This window comes from Rhizobium leguminosarum (assembly GCF_001679785.1).
Classification (GTDB): Bacteria; Pseudomonadota; Alphaproteobacteria; order Rhizobiales; family Rhizobiaceae; genus Rhizobium; species Rhizobium leguminosarum_R.
In genome coordinates this window covers 270,823-287,751 of the sequence record NZ_CP016290.1, presented here as the reverse complement: position 1 = coordinate 287,751, position 16,929 = coordinate 270,823, and the positions used below count along the sequence as shown (strand labels likewise).

Genomic DNA, 16,929 nt, shown 5'->3' with positions numbered 1-16,929 from the left:
GTATGATCATGCCGACCCCGATCCTCATCATCGATAAACTGCATATTGGCCATGGCGATAAGGTGGTCATCCGCGACCTCTCGCTTGAGATTCACGAAGGCGAGTTCGTTGCTCTGCTCGGGGCTTCCGGCAGCGGCAAATCCAGCGTTCTAAGGACCCTCGCCGGCTTTCATCCGGTCATGAGCGGGCGGATTATTCTTGAAGGAAAAGATATCACCAACGAGCCTCCGGAGCGCCGCAATGTCGGCATGGTATTCCAGAACTATGCGCTGTTTCCAACGATGACGGCGTTCGAAAACATAGCCTTTGCTTTGCGTGTGGCGAAGATGCCGCAGAGCGAGATTGGCAAGCGCGTCGCCCAGATCGCCGAAACATCCGGGATTACGGAGCAGCTGCACAAGAAGCCAGCGACCATGTCAGGCGGGCAACAACAGCGGGTCGCGATTGCGCGCGCGCTCGTCGCGGGCTCCAAGGTGCTTTTGTTCGACGAACCATTGTCCAATCTCGACGCCAAGGTGCGAGTGACGATGCGCCGCGAGATCAAGAGGCTCCAGCAGGAATTTGGCTTCACGGCAGTCTTTGTCACGCATGATCAGGAAGATGCACTCACCATGTCCGACACGATCGTTGTGCTGGCGAACGGTGGCGTTGAACAGATCGGTGACGGACGTACTCTTTATCGGAAGCCCGCGACGCCGTTCATCTGCGAGTTTATCGGCACCGCCAACGAACTGCTCGCACCGGTTGTCGCGCAAATCCTGGGCCGCGACGTTCGGGGGCGCATCTTTGTCCGTCACGAAGATGTGTTCGTCGGGAAGGCGGTAGAAGCCGGGTTGCCGGCGACCGTCCGCCATGTGGAATTTCTTGGCGCCCACAGCCGCATCGACCTGGATGCCGGCGGACATTTCATTTCGGCCGCCAGGATGGGGCACGAGTTACCTGGAATCGGTGAGACCGTGTCCTGGACGATCCGAGCGGGCTCGGCGCATATCTTCGAGGAAGCGGACCGATGAACCGCGCGGCGGCCGTCGAGCGGGTACTCTATTGGGTGGGGTTGGCGGTCCTGATCTGGATCGTCGTCACCTTCCTGATCCTGCCGCTCGTCGCGTCACTTCATGCGGCATTTTTCAAGGACGGCAGCCTGGTGGTCGGCCAGATCGTAAGCGAACTTTCAAGATCACGAAGAGTGCGAGCTGCCCTTTGGAACACGGTTTGGATGACGTCAGCGACCATGGTCACGGTGACCATTGTCGGGATTTTCCAAGTGGTCGTCCTTGAATATTTTCACGTACGCGGTCGCGCACTCTTGAAAATCGCCTATGCAACGCCGCTGGTCTTCGGCGGTGTCGTTGCGGCGGCGGGCTATAACTTTACCTATGGTCCCGGTGGTGCGGTGACACATCTGGTGAAGGCGATCGTTTCCAGTCTCCCGCAAGACTGGTTCATCGGCTGGTTTGGCGTGCTCTTCACGCATACCTTTCTGATGACCAACTTTTACTATCTTTTTCTGCGTGCTGCGATGCGCCGCGTCGACTACGCAACCATCGAAGCCGCGCGCAGTATGGGTGCCTCGGAATATACGATCCTGTGGCGTGTGGTACTGCCCGCAATCATGCCGACGCTCCTCGCTGTCACCCTTCTCACCCTTTACACCGCGATCAGCTCTTTCGCCGCCCCTCAGGTGCTGGGCGGTCGCGATTTCCACATGCTGAGCCAGATGGTGCTGACTCTAAACAGCCTGCGCCGTCCCGACATGGCCGCCTTACTGGCGCTTATGATGGGACTGTGTCTCATGGCGCTTATCCTGCTGTCTCAATATTACGAAGCGCGCGGCTCTTATGTCGGCGGCGCGAAAGCGACTGCGCCCATCCAGCTACGCAAAATTTGCAACCCGATCGGCAATGCAGTGCTACATTTTTTTGCCTATCTTCTCGTGGCTATCTATGCGGTGCCGATCGCTCTTGTCGTACTCTTCTCCTTCGCCCCGGCCGCGAGCATCGGCGTCGAAGTGATCCCATCCAGCCTGACACTAAAGAACTATGCCCGCGTCTTTACCGAAGGCACCGCCTTTCTTCCGTTCTTCAACTCCATAGTGATGAGCCTTGTCGCGGTATCGGCGGCGCTCGTCGTTACACTGTTTGCCGTCCCGGTTATTCTTGGCCGGCGCGGTTGGCTGACGCGCCTTCTGGACATCACTTTCTTCCTGCCGTGGGTAGTTCCTAGTATTCTGCTCGCTGTCGGGCTGATCGTCACCTTCGACACGCCAAACCCGCTCGTTGGAAACGCAGTCCTCCTCGGAGGCTACTGGCTCCTGCCGATTGGCTATGCCATCGTCGCCTTGCCGTTTATGGTGAGGTTCCTGCGGGCAGCCTTCGTAGGAATCGATCCGGCCTATAACGAGGCGGCCCGCTCGATGGGCGCCACTGGTCTTTATCGCTATCGCCGCATCATTCTGCCGATAGTGGCGCCGACTGTAATCCTCGTCGCCGGGATGGCCTTCAACGATCTCCTGTCGGAATACCCCCTGTCGGCGTTTCTATACAACGTCAACAACAAACCGCTGCCGATTGCAATCGTAGACAGCGCGCTGTCTGTCGATCCTGAGCAGGCCGCGCTCAATCTTGTCTATGTCACTCTGATCATGGCGTTTTCAATGGCGATCATTCTGTTGGCCGAGCGGATCGGCCTTGGCAAAGGTCCAGAAACGACAACATTGTAGAACAGGAGACTATCCATTGGATACCTGCATCACCGTCTGGCATTGGCCGCACCAGGAGCGTTGGTACGACGAAGGCATTCGCAACTCGCTCACCCTCATCAAGGAAGCTGGCTTCACACACATCAACTGGAATCCCGACTCCGGCAGTTCGTACTGGCTGGCCGACGCCGAGATCGAGTTTACAAGCAGGATTGTGGCCGATGCTGGGCTGAAAGTGCACTCGGTTCATGGCAGCAATGGCCGCAATCCTATCACCGAGATCGGCCACAAAAACCCTGGCCCTTTCGCGATGGAGACGCGCAAGGACTTCCTGTCGCCGCATGAATGGCAACGCCGCAGCGGAGTCGAGCTGTTGCGTAACCGTGTCGACCTGGCGGCCGCGTTCCAGTCCCCAAATATTGTTCTGCACATAGATATCAACGACAACGTCTTCGGCAGCGAAGCCGCCGAACGAGCGTTCTTCGACCCCCTTTACCAGTCTCTCGACGAAATCAGGTCCTACTGCGTCGAAAAGGGCGTCCAGATTGCCGCGGAAACTCTCCTTTGCGCCAACGCCCAGAATTTCCTCAACCTCTATGATCGATTGTTCGCTCGATACGGCAAGGAGTTCATCGGCGTCTGCTTCGATTGTGGCCACTGGGAACTGATCGAGCCAGGCAAGCTCAGCGTGCTTGAGCGCTTCGCGGATCGCCTCATCGCTACTCACATTCACGACAATTTCGGAGCAATGGATAACCATCTCTTGCCATTCGACGGCCGGTTGGATTGGCACACCATCATCTCGGCGATCGCAGCAACTCCTTACCAGACGCCGCTCAACTTCGAGACACCAATGGACCGGTATGGGATTCCAGAATCTGCCTACTATCGCCGCGCGCACAGCGTTGCCGTCAGGCTCGAGGAGATGATCGCCGAGGCGCGCGCGAGGAACCGCCCATAGCGATTACCATGAAGCTGCTTGGCGTCGGCAAAGGATCGTTCGACCGTCTCTTTGCGCCTCTTGTAGACTGCCTTGCCACAGGCGGTGAAACGATGGCCGTCAGTGCGTTCGCGGGCATCGGCCCAGACATGGCGGGTGACGGTGCGGAGTGCCTTGGCATTCGAGGTGCAGGAGGCCAACAGCGGGCAATTGGCGCAGATGGCCGGGTCGGATGTGTAATGCCGGTAACCGTTGCGGTCAGTCGTCGAATAGGTCAGCAACTGGCCTTCGGGGCAGCGATAGCCATCGGTCTCGGGTTCGAAGACGAACGTCGACTTGCGCATCATGACGGGCTTGGGCGGAGTGGGATTGCGACAGCCTGTGACGCCAAGGATCTGCCGGTCTTCCAGGTCCTTGGCGATGCCCGGTGTAGCATAGCCGGCATCCAGCCCGTCCGCGCCGACATCGAAGCCAAAACGGGTCTGCTGCCGGTCGAGCCTTGAGAGATAGACGATCGAGTCGTGGACATGGCCGGCGTGACATAAGTATCGGTGATGATGGCGAGCTTGCCGTCCACCGTGCGATGATCGAGAGAGAAGAAGCCGTTCGGCTTGCCGTCACGCACCATATAGCCGCTGTCTGGATCGCTGCGCGAGACCTTGGTCTTCTTCACCTCCGGCCGGCGTTCCTTGTCCTTCAAGGGCTTCTGGCCGCGCAGCTTGCGTTCGGCCTCGATCGCCGCATCCAGATCGGTCCAGTAGTCGGCGCGCGACTTCTCGACCATCGCAAGATCGTATTTGCCCTTGTTAGCATTGGCCTCCAGATGGGTCGAATCCGCGTAACGCACCGTGCCGTCGACCAGCCCGTGGCCGATCGCCTGTTCGACGATGTGATCGAAGATCTCCTGGGCAACCGATGTATCGTTGTAACGGCGGCGGCGATTCTGGGCTGAGCGTCGGGGCGTCGAACACTCGCAGCAATCTGACGGCGGGGAAATCCCCGCCGCTTCGATGTTATCTTGGAAAGGCCGGCTTACGCCATGGCCTTCTGCAGGTTCTGGTCGACCTTGTCGAGGAAGGCGGTGGTCGAGAGGCATGGCTGGTCGGGGCCGATCAGCCGCGCCAGGTCCTTGGTCATGAAACCGGATTCGACGGTGTCGACGCAGACCTTTTCGAGCGTCGCGGCAAAGCGGGCGAGCTCGGCATTGTCGTCGAGCTTGGCGCGATGCGCCAGGCCGCGGGTCCAGGCGAAGATCGAGGCGATCGAGTTCGTCGAGGTTTCCTGGCCCTTCTGATGCTGGCGGTAGTGACGGGTGACCGTGCCGTGAGCGGCTTCGGCTTCGACCGTCTTGCCGTCGGGCGTCAGCAGAACCGAGGTCATCAGGCCGAGCGAGCCGAAGCCCTGGGCGACGGTGTCGGACTGGACGTCGCCGTCGTAGTTCTTGCAGGCCCAGACGTAGCCGCCCGACCACTTGAGCGCCGAGGCGACCATGTCGTCGATCAGGCGGTGTTCGTAGGTGATGCCGGCTTCCTTGAACTGATCCTTGAATTCGGCCTCGTAGACTTCCTCGAAGATGTCCTTGAAGCGGCCGTCATAGGCCTTGAGGATGGTGTTCTTGGTCGACAGATAGACCGGCCACTTGCGCATCAGGCCGTACATCATCGAGGCGCGAGCGAATTCGCGGATCGATTCGTCGAGGTTGTACATGGCCATGGCGACGCCGGCGCCCGGTGCGTTGAAGACTTCCTTCTCGATGACGGTGCCGTCCTCGCCGACGAATTTGATCGTCAGCTTGCCCTTGCCGGGGAACTTGAAATCGGTGGCGCGGTACTGGTCGCCGAAGGCGTGGCGGCCGACGACGATCGGCTTGGTCCAGCCGGGAACCAGGCGCGGCACGTTCTTGCAGATGATCGGCTCGCGGAAGATGACGCCGCCGAGAATGTTGCGGATCGTGCCGTTCGGGCTCTTCCACATTTCCTTGAGGTTGAATTCCTTGACGCGGGCTTCATCCGGCGTGATCGTCGCGCACTTGATGCCGACGCCGTACTTCTTGATGGCGTTGGCGGCATCGACGGTGACCTGGTCGTTGGTGGCGTCGCGGTTTTCGACGGAGAGGTCGAAATAGTCGATGTCGAGGTCAAGATACGGATGGATCAGCTTATCCTTGATGAGCTGCCAGATGATGCGCGTCATTTCATCGCCGTCGAGATCGGCGACGGGATTGGCGACCTTGATCTTGTTCATGTATCTGCCTCGTTCGAGCTTGAATGGGGACGGGGTCCCGGGTGGGTGATATGATGAGGAGCGCTGCTGGCGTCACAGGCTGGCCTCGCCAATACCCGCGTCGTGATCACGCGCTGATTCCGAATTCGGCAGATGATCCCGTTCTATGCGCTGATCATCCGCTCCAGTTCATCCATGTCGGGGACGATGATATGTCGAAACTTCTCGATGCGAATGACGCCGCTCTTGCGCAGCCTGGTCATCTGGCGGCTGACGGTTTCAATGGTCAGACCGAGCAAATCGGCGATCTCGGCGCGGGACAGCGGCAGGTCGAAAGCGGTGGTCGTGGCGGTCTGCGGTTCGGCGTGGGTGGCGATGAGGTGGAGCAGGCTTGCGACCTTCTCCTCGGCGGTGCGCCGGCCGAGCGTCAGCATCCATTCGCGCGCGGCATCCAGCTCCTTCAGCGCCTGCTCGTGCAGGCTGCGCCGCAGCTTCCGCGTCTCCGATATCATGCGGTCGAGCAGGTCGCGCGGGAAGACGCAGATTTCGGCATCGGTCGCAGCCTCAGCCGACAGCATACTTTCGCGTACGAAGGGCCTGCCGACGAAATCGGGGGCGAATTGCAGGTCGACGATCTGCTGGCGCCCGTCCGGCATCACCTTACAGAGTTTCACCACCCCGCGCATGATGTTCGAATAGAAAGAGCTTTCCGACCCTTGAGCGATGATCTCGCTGCCGGCCTCGAACTTGCGGCGCAGCGACTGGCGGTCGAGTTCGCGGAGCTGGCTGCTCGACAGCGCACCGCAGACGACGCCGTGCCGCGCCTGGCAGGAAGCGCAAGCGACGGGAGTGCCGGCGTCGGAAGCCTTACTGCGTGCAACGTCCATGTCCTGATCCCTTCAAAATCCGCGTGTGCCGGATGTGGCTGCGCATGCTGGGCATACCCCAGACGATTACGCCGCGATTGCGGGTTCGGCTAACCCGATTTCTTCCGGCGCGGCTTGATGATTACCAATTTCGCCGGGACCGCGAGTTGATCCAGATCAAAGTTTCGGTGCCATGGCTGTTTTTGGAAGCGCCTGCCTCGACACGAGGCCGTCCCGCAGAATCCTTCAAACTTGAACGACGGAGCAAAGATCTTCCAATCCTGGGCGACGAAGCCGCCGACCTGTTTGCGCACGACCATTTCCCAAATTGTATGACGGTTACTCGCGACGGGGAAAGGGTTCAGGTCGAAGGCATTACGGGTTCCTTCAGCTGGGTCGCCCATACTCTCTCTAGCCGGTTTCCAGTTGACAGTCCAGTATGTTTGTGCGACGTACGTACTAACGCAGTGCGCGCAGCTGGTGCGGCCCGAACGCGATCGACGTTGTGTCAGATGACCTCCTGAAGGAACGGGCGGATGACTGTCTACCTAATCGGAATCGACGGCGGTGGCACCAGCTGCCGTGCTGCAGTCGCCGGTGCGAACGGGAGTATCCTTGCGCGGGCTCAAGCCGGGCCAGCCAACATTCTCTCCGATCCGGATACGGCGCTCGACAACATTGCCAGTGCGACCCGCGCGGCTTTCTACGCAGCTGGCATCAATGCGCGTAGCATCGCCTCGGCGCGTGCAGTTCTTGGGGTCGCGGGCAATAATGTCGGCGAGGCCGTTCACTACGTGAGAAACAGGCTACCCTTCGCCGAGGCGGACATCGAGTCAGACGGGCTGATTGCGCTACAAGGCGCGCTTGGCGATAAAGACGGAGCCGTCGCCATTTTAGGAACAGGGACGATCTACATCTCCCGCCACTGCGATACGGTGACCTACACCGGCGGATGGGGCTTTACTGTGGGCGACCTCGGCAGCGGCGCTCGTATTGGACATGCGCTTTTGCAAGAAACGCTGCTCGCATATGACGGCATCCATGACATGTCCGCGATGACCGCCTCCGTCCTTGCGGAATTCAAGAATGACCCACGCAATATCGTCGAGTTTGCGCGGCAGGCAAAGCCCGGCGCCTTTGGTCGCTATGCGCCGCGCGTATTCGAGCACATCAAACAGGGTGATGCCGTCGCCGCGCGCCTGTTGCAAGAAGCCGCTGTTTCAGTTGACGAAGCACTTGATCGTCTAGTCGCTCGAGGAACGCGGAAGATTTGCCTGCTCGGGGGATTGGGGCCGCTGTATTCGTCCTGGATCGCTGCACGGCATCAAAGTCTATTGGCAACGCCCGAAGGCGATGCACTGACCGGGGCCGTGGCCCTGGCTGTGTCGCGCTTCGGGCATCTGAAAGCGATCGAATGAGTGACAGGCTTGCGGCCATGCTTCCAGGATGGGGCACAGACATCAAGGGCGCCGGTCCGCTCTATCAAAGGCTTCGCCTGGCGCTTGAAAAGGCGATCCTGTCGGGTAAACTCAAAGAGGGCGACGTTCTTTATCCCGAACGAGACCTCGCTGAACATGTCTGCGTTAGCCGTGTAACGGTCCGCAAAGCAATCGACCATCTCGTCCAAGACGGCTTTCTGGTCCGTCGCCGCGGCTCAGGAACCTTCGTTGGCGGATCGGCGGTCCACGCAGATCAGCCTCCGTTATGCGCGAACTCTTTGACGGGTAACATTTCCTGGCGTGGATCGGACACGAAAGTCGAGTGCATCGAGCGCAGCACGTCTCATCCCGCACCAGAGGAGATGATGACACTCGGCCTGTCAAGCGACAGTCACGTCGTGCGCATCACCTGCTTGCGGAGCTCGGCGGGCCAGCCGCTTGCGATCGAACGCACATGCATTTCCTCGGAGTTCCTGCCCCACGCTCGTACCGTTACCTCTTCTATCTGCAACACACTCCCGGACGCAAACTTTAGACCCGTTCGTGCGATCCAGCGCACTTTCGCATCCAACATCGAAGATCCGGACGCCTCCTTGCTTGGCGTGGCGATTGGAACGGCTGGTCTTTTGACAAAGCGCGTTGCCTATCTTGCTTCGGGCCGTGCGATCGAATTCACCCGCTCACTTTTTCGAGGCGATGCCGGAGGTTTTGTCAGCGAGCTCACCTTTCTCGAAAACTGACGGCTCTTCTTACAAGACAGGATCCTATCATGCAGGCCACCGTGCAAGCGAACATGCGCCGTGAGATCGACGAAATTCCAGAAGCTGCGGCCAGATTGCTCGATCGCTTAGCGAAAGACTTCGCTGCCACTGGAGCGGCTTTGAGGACTCCACATTCGTCGTCACAGTCGCGTGCGGCTTGTCCGACCACGCCGCCATGTCCCTGAAATATTCAATCGAGCTAAGCGCGAAATTGCCGTCGCTTCGATTCCGCTGTCACTCGCTTCAATCTACGGTCTCGAGCCCAACTTGGTCGCGGGCCGCCTTCCCAAGGCAGCCACGCGCGCAATGGCCGCGTCGATCGCTCTGACGAATAAGCTTCCGCTTGCGGAACCCGCAAAGGCCATGAGCATGCTGAGCACAAAGGTCGGCTTGTGCCTGAAGACGACGCAGATCTCGTGGTGTTGACCCCCGAGTTTGAGTTGAAGTCGAGCTGGATAGGTGGACTAAAGGTTTTCGAGGCAAGCAGGCATGGTGATCTTGGATCAAATTTGCACAGGTTCTCCAATCTTATGGTCGATTTTTTCCGCTCGGAAACCGGCTGGGCTTTAGCTGAGTGGGACCAGCGCGTCATGAAGATAGCAATGCTCTCGCCGTTTGAACGAACCTGTCTCCATTGGATATCGAGAGGCTGGACTGTGGCTGATATAGCGTTGATCGAGGGAAAGGATACCGCTGAAATTCAGGCGTGCGTGGAGCGTGCGGTTATTTCGCTCAACGCCGACTCGGTGGAACAGGCGCTCGAGAAAATGAAGCTCACGCGATCAGACTGATCGCATCATGGTGGCGGGCGCCGGACGCTTTCACCTTACCTTGCATGCTGCTTGTAAATGCACCGTTTTTGGCGACGTCAGGCGCAGCAAGGTCGCGCCATCGGTTTTGAAAACACGGAGACAATGGCTCCTGCGGTCGGTGCGGAACGTAGCTGAACCGAGGTGGCCAGGAAAGCAAACCAATCCGCGGTTTCCCCGCTGAAAGGTCCCACGCCTTTGAGGAGCCATCGAGCGGGAATTGGCCGGCTCCCGCTGGAGCCTCTCTAAAGCCGCTCGGTCTTTCCCGCACACAGTGCCGCTCCTTCCAGCTCCCATGACCTCATGGTCCGGTCACCGTCTTTGAAGTCGACGGTGAATACAGCGTCTTTCCCTCTGCCGAGATCGATGCCGACGACGACCTTGAGATCGTCCATGAATTCTTTCCCTGGCCGGCTCATTGGAGGCGGCCTTGCCTTTGGCGTGCCGCTTGCGAGCCGCATGCCGCAAGGGAGGCTTCGCCGCGACCGGGCAGATCATTGCATGATCCGACAATTGCCGGCCGCGCCCTTGCAGCCTTTGCTCTTCGCGGCGGGAGGAAGTGTCCGCGAAACGACGGGCAGGGACGGGCAACGAGGGCCGATCGCCGGGCGATCGGAAATAAAATGAAGAGAAGGGACATAGAAGCGCTCCGCGAACGGGTCAGTTGCGCGGCCGTTCTCGAAAAGGCGAGCTTCGCCATCGACATCAAGGAAAGCACCCGGCGGGCGATCAAGTTTCGCCGTGGCGGTGAAATCATCATCGTCACGCATGAAGGGCGTGGATGGTTCGATCCGCTCAGTGATGCGAAAGGCGATGTGTTCGGGCTTGTCGAGCATCTCGATCATGTCGGATTTCGCGAAGGCGCCGAAAGGGTCGCGGATCTCGTGGGGTTCACGATCACCGAGCCGGAGTGGCAGCCGTTGGAGCCTGATGGAGGAGGATACGACCTCTCCCTCCCCGATCGTTGGCAGGCGCGCCGCCGCCCATGGCCAGGATCGTCGACATGGCGTTACCTCAATGGTGAGCGTTGCCTGCCGTCGCCTTTACTCCGCACCGCGATCAAAGGCGGCCTTCTTCGAGAAGGCCCGCATGGCAGCATATGGGCAGCTCATACGGACAAGACCGGAGTTGTGACCGGCTGGGAGGCACGAGGGCCGCAATACCGGGGCTTCTCCTCTGGCGGAAGTAAGGCTCTCTTCCGTCTCGGGTCGGTTACTGCGTTGCGCCTGGCCGTCACGGAAGCAGCGATCGATGCCATGAGTCTCGCGGCGATCGAGGGGATGCGGGAAGGCACGCTCTATCTCAGCACCGGCGGCGGGTGGTCGCCGGCCACGCAGGCCGCGATGTGGGACTTGGCCTCCCGACAGGATGCCCGGCTGGTCGCTGCGACGGACGCCAATGCACAAGGCGATCTGTTTGCCGAGCGGTTGCGGGCGCTTGCCGAGGATGCCGGCTGCGACTGGTCGCGGCTGCGCCCGCACGAAGAGGACTGGAACGAGACCCTGAAGATCAGGGAGAAGGAAATGAGGGAACGAAAAGAAAGAGGCGTGCCGCATTCCCGCCGCCCGCGTCAAGGGAGGCTTCGCCCGGCTGAGCCGGCCCTTGACCCGGCCGGTCGCGATGCCGGCGGCAGGCAAGGGGTCATGGAGAACTGAAGAAGATGGCGAGGTCGAGAGGACGGCGCCGCACATCAGTTCGAAGACGCGTAAGGAGCCGCAGATGATCCCCTCTCCCGCAACCACCTGGAAGCACTGCTTTCCACAAACCCGCAAGCGACGCACCTGCGGGCGCAGTTTACGCCGGAAACCATGCAGGTCTCCGTAATCACGCGCTTGTAGCTCGCGATCGCTGCAGCCGAAACCAGGTCCATCCCTCACCTCACTTTCATCCGCCTTCGCAGCCGCGGGACCTGTCCCGTGGGCGATGACGCACATCCTCGAAAAGGAGTTTTCCATGTCCAACGATCCCTTCACCCTCGATATATCAGGCAGCAGCGCATTGTCGTCCGGGCTTGGCTTGGGCGTCACCGCGTTTGGCGGTTTCGCCGCCAACGACGACGATCCCGATCCGCCGCCGCTCTCCCCGACGCGGGCATTGCATCCGCCAGCTGCGAAGCGGCCGGCACCGCGGAGACAGGGCGCGTGCGCTAACTTCTATCTCGAGGATGGCGATCGTGGACTTGCGATCGACTGGAAGCAAAGAGCGAAGGCGAATCTTGCAGCCATCCTGACCGCCAACGAAATCGAAAAGCAGGATCGACCCGCCATCCGTGACGAGCAGGCGAAGCTGATCCGCTTCACCGGTTTTGGCGCATCGGAACTCGCGAACGGCATGTTCCGGCGTCCAGGCGAAGTCGATTTCCGGGAAGGCTGGGATGACCTCGGCAGTTCGCTGGAAAGCGCCGTCACCGATGCCGACTATGCTTCGCTCGCGCGTTGCACCCAATATGCTCACTTCACTCCCGAGTTCATCGTCCGGGCGATCTGGGCGGGCTTGCGGCGGCTCGGATGGCGCGGGGGCCGCGTGCTGGAGCCGGGAATCGGCACGGGCCTGTTTCCGGCGCTGATGCCAACGGCGCTCCGCGACACAAGCTATGTCACCGGCATCGAACTCGATCCGGTGACGGCGCGGATTGTCCGGCTTCTTCAGCCGAAGGCGCGCATCATCAACGCCGACTTCGCGCGCACCGATCTCAACGTGATCTATGATCTCGCGATCGGCAATCCGCCCTTCTCCGATCGAACCGTTCGCTCGGATCGGCAGTACCGTCCGCTCGGTCTGCGGCTGCACGACTACTTCATCGCCCGGTCGATCGATCTTTTGAAGCCCGGCGCGCTCGCCGCTTTCGTCACGAGTTCGGGCACGATGGACAAGACGGACGCGACGGCCCGCCAGCACATCGCCAGATCCGCCGATCTGATCGCCGCCGTCCGCCTGCCCGAGGGCAGCTTCCGGGCAGATGCCGGCACGGACGTAGTGGTGGACATCCTGTTCTTCCGCAAGCGCCGGATCGCCGAGCCGGAGGGCGAGCTGTCGTGGCTCGATCTGGAGGAGGTGCGTCCTGCGACATCCGACGAGGGGGCGATCCGCGTGAACCACTGGTTCGCGCGGCATCCTGACTTCGTTCTTGGCAAGCATGCCCTGACCTCCGGCCCCTATGGGGACAGCTATACATGCCTGCCCCGACCCAGCGAGGATCTCGAAACGGCGCTGGAAGAGGTGATCAAGCTCCTTCCCGAGGGGCAGTATGACGGCGAGCCGTCGCAGATCGACATCGATCTGGAATGGGAACTGGGCGAGATGGTCGATCTCCGCCCCAGCAACGACAGGGTTCGCGAAGGCAGCTTCTTCATCGACGTCAGGCACGGCCCGATGCAGATGGTCGACGGCGTTCCCGTCTCGATCCAGGTTCGCAAGGGCCGCACCGGCGAGGGCCTGTCCGAAAAGCATGTCCGGATCATCAAGAAGCTGATCCCGATCCGCGACGCCGTGCGCGAGGTGCTGAACGCGCAGGAACGCGATCAGCCGTGGCGGGATCTGCAGGTTCGGCTGCGCATCGCCTGGTCGAGCTTCGTCCGGGACTTCGGGCCGATCAACCATACGACGGTTTCGATTTCTGAGGATGATGAAACGGGCGAACTCCGCGAAACCCATCGCCGGCCGAATCTCCAGCCGTTCCTCGACGATCCCGATTGCTGGCTGGTGGCGTCGATCGAGGACTACGATCTCGAAACCGATACGGCGAAGCCTGGGCCGATCTTCACCGAGCGGGTGATCTCGCCGCCCGCGGCGCCGGTCATAACCTCGGCAGCCGACGCGCTCGCCGTCGTTCTCAACGAGCGTGGCCGCGTTGATCCCGACCATACTGCCGAACTGCTGCACCGTGATCCGGATGCTGTGATCGACGAACTCGGTGACGCCATCTTCCGCGATCCCGCCGATGGCTCCTGGCTGACGTCAGACGCCTATCTCTCCGGTTCGGTCCGCACCAAGCTCACGGTCGCCGAGGCAGCCGCGTCGCTCGATCCAGTATACGAGCGCAATGTCCGAGCGCTGCAGGACGTCCAGCCTGCCGACCTCCGGCCGTCGGATATCACCGCCCGTCTCGGCGCGCCATGGATCCCGGCTGCCGATGTCGTCGTCTTCGTCAGGGAGACGATGGATGCCGACATTCGGATCCACCACCTGCCGGAGCTTGGGTCATGGACGGTGGAGGCGCGACAGCTTGGCTACAACGCCGCTGGAACCTCCGAATGGGGCACGAGCCGCCGTCACGCCGGTGAATTGTTGGCGGATGCGCTGAACAGCCGGGTGCCGCAGATCTTCGACGTGTTCAAGGACTTTGGCGGTGAACGTCGCGTTCTGAATGTCGTCGACACGGAAGCAGCCCGCGACAAGCTGCAAAAGATCAAGGAAGCTTTTGAGAATTGGGTCTGGACTGACCCCGACCGCACCGACCGGCTTGTGCGCGTCTATAATGACCGCTTCAACAACATCGCGCCGCGAAAATTCGACGGCTCCCATCTGAAGCTGCCCGGCGCCTCTGGCGCCTTTGTTTTGTATGGGCACCAGAAGCGCGGCATCTGGCGGATTATTTCTGCAGGCTCCACCTATCTCGCTCACGCCGTCGGCGCCGGCAAGACGATGACGATGGCCGCCGCAATCATGGAGCAGCGCCGTCTCGGCCTGATCGCCAAGGCGATGCTGGTCGTGCCGGGCCATTGCCTCGCACAGGCGGCGCGCGAGTTCCTCGCTCTCTATCCGAATGCCCGCATTCTCGTCGCCGACGAGACCAACTTCACCAAGGACAAGCGGGCACGGTTCCTGTCGCGAGCCGCCACCGCCACCTGGGATGCTGTTATCATCACCCATTCCGCTTTCAGCTTCATCGCCGTGCCGTCGGCGTTCGAGAGGCAAATGATCCATGACGAGCTCGAGCTCTACGAGGATCTGCTGACCATGGCGGACAGTGAGGATCGGGTGTCGCGCAAGCGGCTCGAGCGCCTGAAGGAAGGTTTGCAAGAGCGGTTGGAAGCGCTCTCAACCCGCAAGGACGACCTTCTCACGATCTCGGAAATCGGCGTCGATCAGATCATTGTCGACGAGGCGCAGGAATTCCGCAAACTCTCTTTTGCGACCAATATGTCGACACTGAAAGGCATCGACCCGAACGGGTCGCAGCGGGCCTGGGACCTCTATGTCAAGTCCCGCTATATCGAGACCAAGAATCCCGGCCGCGCGCTGGTTCTGGCCTCCGGCACGCCAATCACCAACACGCTCGGTGAGATGTTCTCGATCCAGCGCCTGCTCGGCCACGAGGCGCTCCGCGAACGTGGGCTTCACGAATTCGACGCCTGGGCCTCGACCTTTGGCGACACGACGACTGAACTGGAAATCCAGCCGTCCGGCAAATACAAGCCGGTGAGCCGGTTTGCGAGCTTCGTCAACGTGCCGGAACTGATCGCCATGTTCCGCTCGTTCGCCGACGTGGTGATGCCGGAGGACTTGAAGCAATATGTCAAGGTTCCGGACCTCTCGACCGGTCGGCGGCAGATCCTCACGGCGCAGCCGACGGCGGCCTTCAAACTCTATCAGCAAATCCTCGACAGCCGCATCAAGGCGATCGAGATGCGGGAGGGGCCGGCTCAACCCGGCGACGATATCCTGCTGTCCGTCATCACCGACGGCCGCCACGCGGCGATCGACCTGCGCCTGGTCATTCCGGCAAACGAAAACGAGCCGGACAACAAGCTCAATCTCCTCATCGAGAACGCCTTTTGCATCTGGAAGGAAACGAGCGAAAACACCTATCTTCGTCCGGGCGGCAAGCCCCATGAACTGCCGGGCGCCGCCCAGATGATCTTCTCCGATCTCGGCACCATCAATGTCGAGAAGACGCGTGGCTTTTCCGCTTACCGCTGGATTCGCGACGAATTGATCCGCCTGGGCGTGCCCGCGTCGGAAATCGCGTTCATGCAGGACTTTAAGAAGACCGAGGCCAAGCAACGTCTGTTCGGTGACGTCCGTTCGGGCAAGGTTCGCTTCCTGATCGGCTCGTCTGAGACCATGGGCACCGGCGTCAACGCCCAGCTCAGGTTGAAGGCGCTGCATCACCTCGATGTGCCGTGGCTGCCGTCGCAGATCGAGCAGCGTGAGGGCCGCATCGTCCGCCAAGGCAATCAGCATGATGTCGTCGATATCTTCGCCTACGCCACGCAAGGGTCACTTGATGCTGCCATGTGGCAGAACAATGAGCGCAAGGCCCGCTTCATTGCCGCGGCTTTATCCGGCGACACCTCGATCCGTCGGCTGGACGATCTCGGTGACGGCCAGGCCAACCAGTTCGCCATGGCCAAGGCGATTGCCTCGGGCGACGAGCGCCTGATGCAGAAGGCTGGTCTCGAAGCCGACATCGCTCGTCTCGAGCGGCTACGCGCTGCCCATGATGACGACCTGTTCGCGGTGCGCCGGCAGGTCCGGGACGCCGAACGCGACATCGAGGTATCAATCCGGCGGCTCGCCGAGATTGGCAAGGACATCGAGCGGCTAATTCCGACTGCGGGAGAGGCTTTCACAATGACCGTCACGGGTGCGTCATACGACGAGCGAAAGGATGCCGGCCGTGCGCTGATGAAGGAAATTCTCACTCTCGTTCAACTGCAGCAGGAGGGCGAGATCGTCATCGCCTCCGTTGGCGGCTTCGATCTCGTCTATGATGGCGAGCGGTTCGGCAGGTCTGACGGCTATCGCTACACCACCATGCTCCAGCGCACGGGCGCGGACTACGAGATCGATCTGGCCGTGACAGTGACGCCACTCGGCGCCGTCTCCCGCCTAGAGCACCGGCTCGACGACTTCGAAGGCGAGCGGGAACGCTATCGCCAGCGGCTGGGTGAGGCGCGTCGCCGCCTGGGCTCCTACCAGTCGCGTCAGGGTGGTGACTTTGCCTTCGCGGGGGAACTGGCCGAAAAACGTCGCCAGTTCCGGGAGGTTGAGGCGGAACTCGCGGCCGAGGCGCGCGAGGCAGGGGCCTCTGCCAGGGAGGCAGCCTGATTTTGGAAGCAGTGCAGCATGTGCATAGGTGCATTGCACAATAAATGTTTTCCATCTGATCAAAAAATGATCATAGTGCACACAGCTGATGCACATGGCGGTCTCCTCCCAGTGCCGCCGCAACAGCTGTTCCCCTCTGG

12 protein-coding genes and 2 pseudogenes are annotated in these 16,929 nt (G+C 60.8%); 9 read left to right on the top strand and 5 right to left on the bottom strand.

What is annotated here, in order from left to right; translation table 11 throughout:
* Positions 1–8 precede the first annotated feature (8 nt).
* Genes BA011_RS35835 through BA011_RS35825 form a run of 3 tightly spaced genes read left to right on the top strand, consistent with a single transcriptional unit; the run spans position 9 to position 3,659 of the window.
* Positions 9–1,013, top strand: a complete 1,005-nt coding sequence (locus tag BA011_RS35835; RefSeq protein ID WP_065284330.1) for an ABC transporter ATP-binding protein — start codon at positions 9–11, stop codon at positions 1,011–1,013.
* Complete coding sequence (locus tag BA011_RS35830; RefSeq protein ID WP_065284329.1) at positions 1,010–2,719, top strand: ABC transporter permease; 1,710 nt, start codon at positions 1,010–1,012, stop codon at positions 2,717–2,719. The genes BA011_RS35835 and BA011_RS35830 overlap by 4 nt, the downstream gene beginning before the upstream one ends.
* Positions 2,720–2,735: 16 nt before the next feature.
* Positions 2,736–3,659: a sugar phosphate isomerase/epimerase family protein gene (locus BA011_RS35825; protein WP_065284328.1), complete on the top strand. Its 924-nt coding sequence runs from the start codon at positions 2,736–2,738 to the stop codon at positions 3,657–3,659.
* On the opposite strand, the pseudogene BA011_RS43365 reads toward BA011_RS35825, so the two are convergent.
* The 4 genes and pseudogenes from BA011_RS43365 to BA011_RS35800 all read right to left on the bottom strand — a co-directional run.
* Positions 3,647–4,609 (bottom strand): annotated as a pseudogene (locus tag BA011_RS43365) (transposase); the annotation flags it as partial. The gene BA011_RS35825 and the pseudogene BA011_RS43365 sit on opposite strands and share 13 nt — an antisense overlap.
* Positions 4,610–4,670: 61 nt before the next feature.
* The gene (locus BA011_RS35810; protein ID WP_065284325.1) at positions 4,671–5,882 is read right to left on the bottom strand and encodes an NADP-dependent isocitrate dehydrogenase; all 1,212 of its coding nucleotides are present in this window, start codon (positions 5,880–5,882) and stop codon (positions 4,671–4,673) included.
* A gap of 143 nt (positions 5,883–6,025) precedes the next feature.
* On the bottom strand, positions 6,026–6,748 hold the full coding sequence (locus BA011_RS35805; protein WP_065284324.1) for a Crp/Fnr family transcriptional regulator: 723 nt from the start codon (positions 6,746–6,748) through the stop codon (positions 6,026–6,028).
* An 89-nt stretch (positions 6,749–6,837) separates the two neighbouring features.
* Complete coding sequence (locus BA011_RS35800) at positions 6,838–7,131, bottom strand: hypothetical protein (protein ID WP_065284323.1); 294 nt, start codon at positions 7,129–7,131, stop codon at positions 6,838–6,840.
* Positions 7,132–7,263: 132 nt separating this feature from the next.
* Between BA011_RS35800 and BA011_RS35795 the strand changes: the two genes are divergently transcribed.
* From BA011_RS35795 to BA011_RS46690, 4 genes and pseudogenes are all read left to right on the top strand, one after another.
* Positions 7,264–8,145 (top strand): N-acetylglucosamine kinase, encoded by an 882-nt coding sequence (locus BA011_RS35795; RefSeq protein ID WP_065284322.1) that lies wholly within the window; start codon positions 7,264–7,266, stop codon positions 8,143–8,145.
* On the top strand, positions 8,142–8,906 hold the full coding sequence (locus BA011_RS35790) for a GntR family transcriptional regulator (RefSeq protein WP_065284321.1): 765 nt from the start codon (positions 8,142–8,144) through the stop codon (positions 8,904–8,906). Before BA011_RS35795 ends, BA011_RS35790 begins: the two co-directional genes overlap by 4 nt.
* 29 nt (positions 8,907–8,935) lie before the next feature.
* Positions 8,936–9,269: pseudogene (locus BA011_RS45705) on the top strand (aminotransferase); the annotation flags it as partial.
* Positions 9,270–9,319: 50 nt separating this feature from the next.
* Entirely contained in the window at positions 9,320–9,718 is a 399-nt protein-coding gene (locus BA011_RS46690; protein WP_420493457.1) for a hypothetical protein, read from the top strand.
* A gap of 263 nt (positions 9,719–9,981) precedes the next feature.
* Here the strand turns inward: BA011_RS46690 and BA011_RS44660 are convergent, their stop codons facing one another.
* Entirely contained in the window at positions 9,982–10,131 is a 150-nt protein-coding gene (locus BA011_RS44660; protein WP_155755858.1) for a hypothetical protein, read from the bottom strand.
* Between the two features lie 228 nt (positions 10,132–10,359).
* Between BA011_RS44660 and BA011_RS35770 the strand changes: the two genes are divergently transcribed.
* Both BA011_RS35770 and BA011_RS35765 read left to right on the top strand, forming a co-directional pair.
* Positions 10,360–11,391, top strand: a complete 1,032-nt coding sequence (locus BA011_RS35770) for a DUF3991 and toprim domain-containing protein (RefSeq protein WP_065284318.1) — start codon at positions 10,360–10,362, stop codon at positions 11,389–11,391.
* 298 nt (positions 11,392–11,689) lie between these two features.
* Positions 11,690–16,789, top strand: coding sequence for a DEAD/DEAH box helicase family protein (locus BA011_RS35765; RefSeq protein ID WP_065284461.1), 5,100 nt, complete (start codon positions 11,690–11,692; stop codon positions 16,787–16,789).
* Positions 16,790–16,929: the final 140 nt, after the last annotated feature.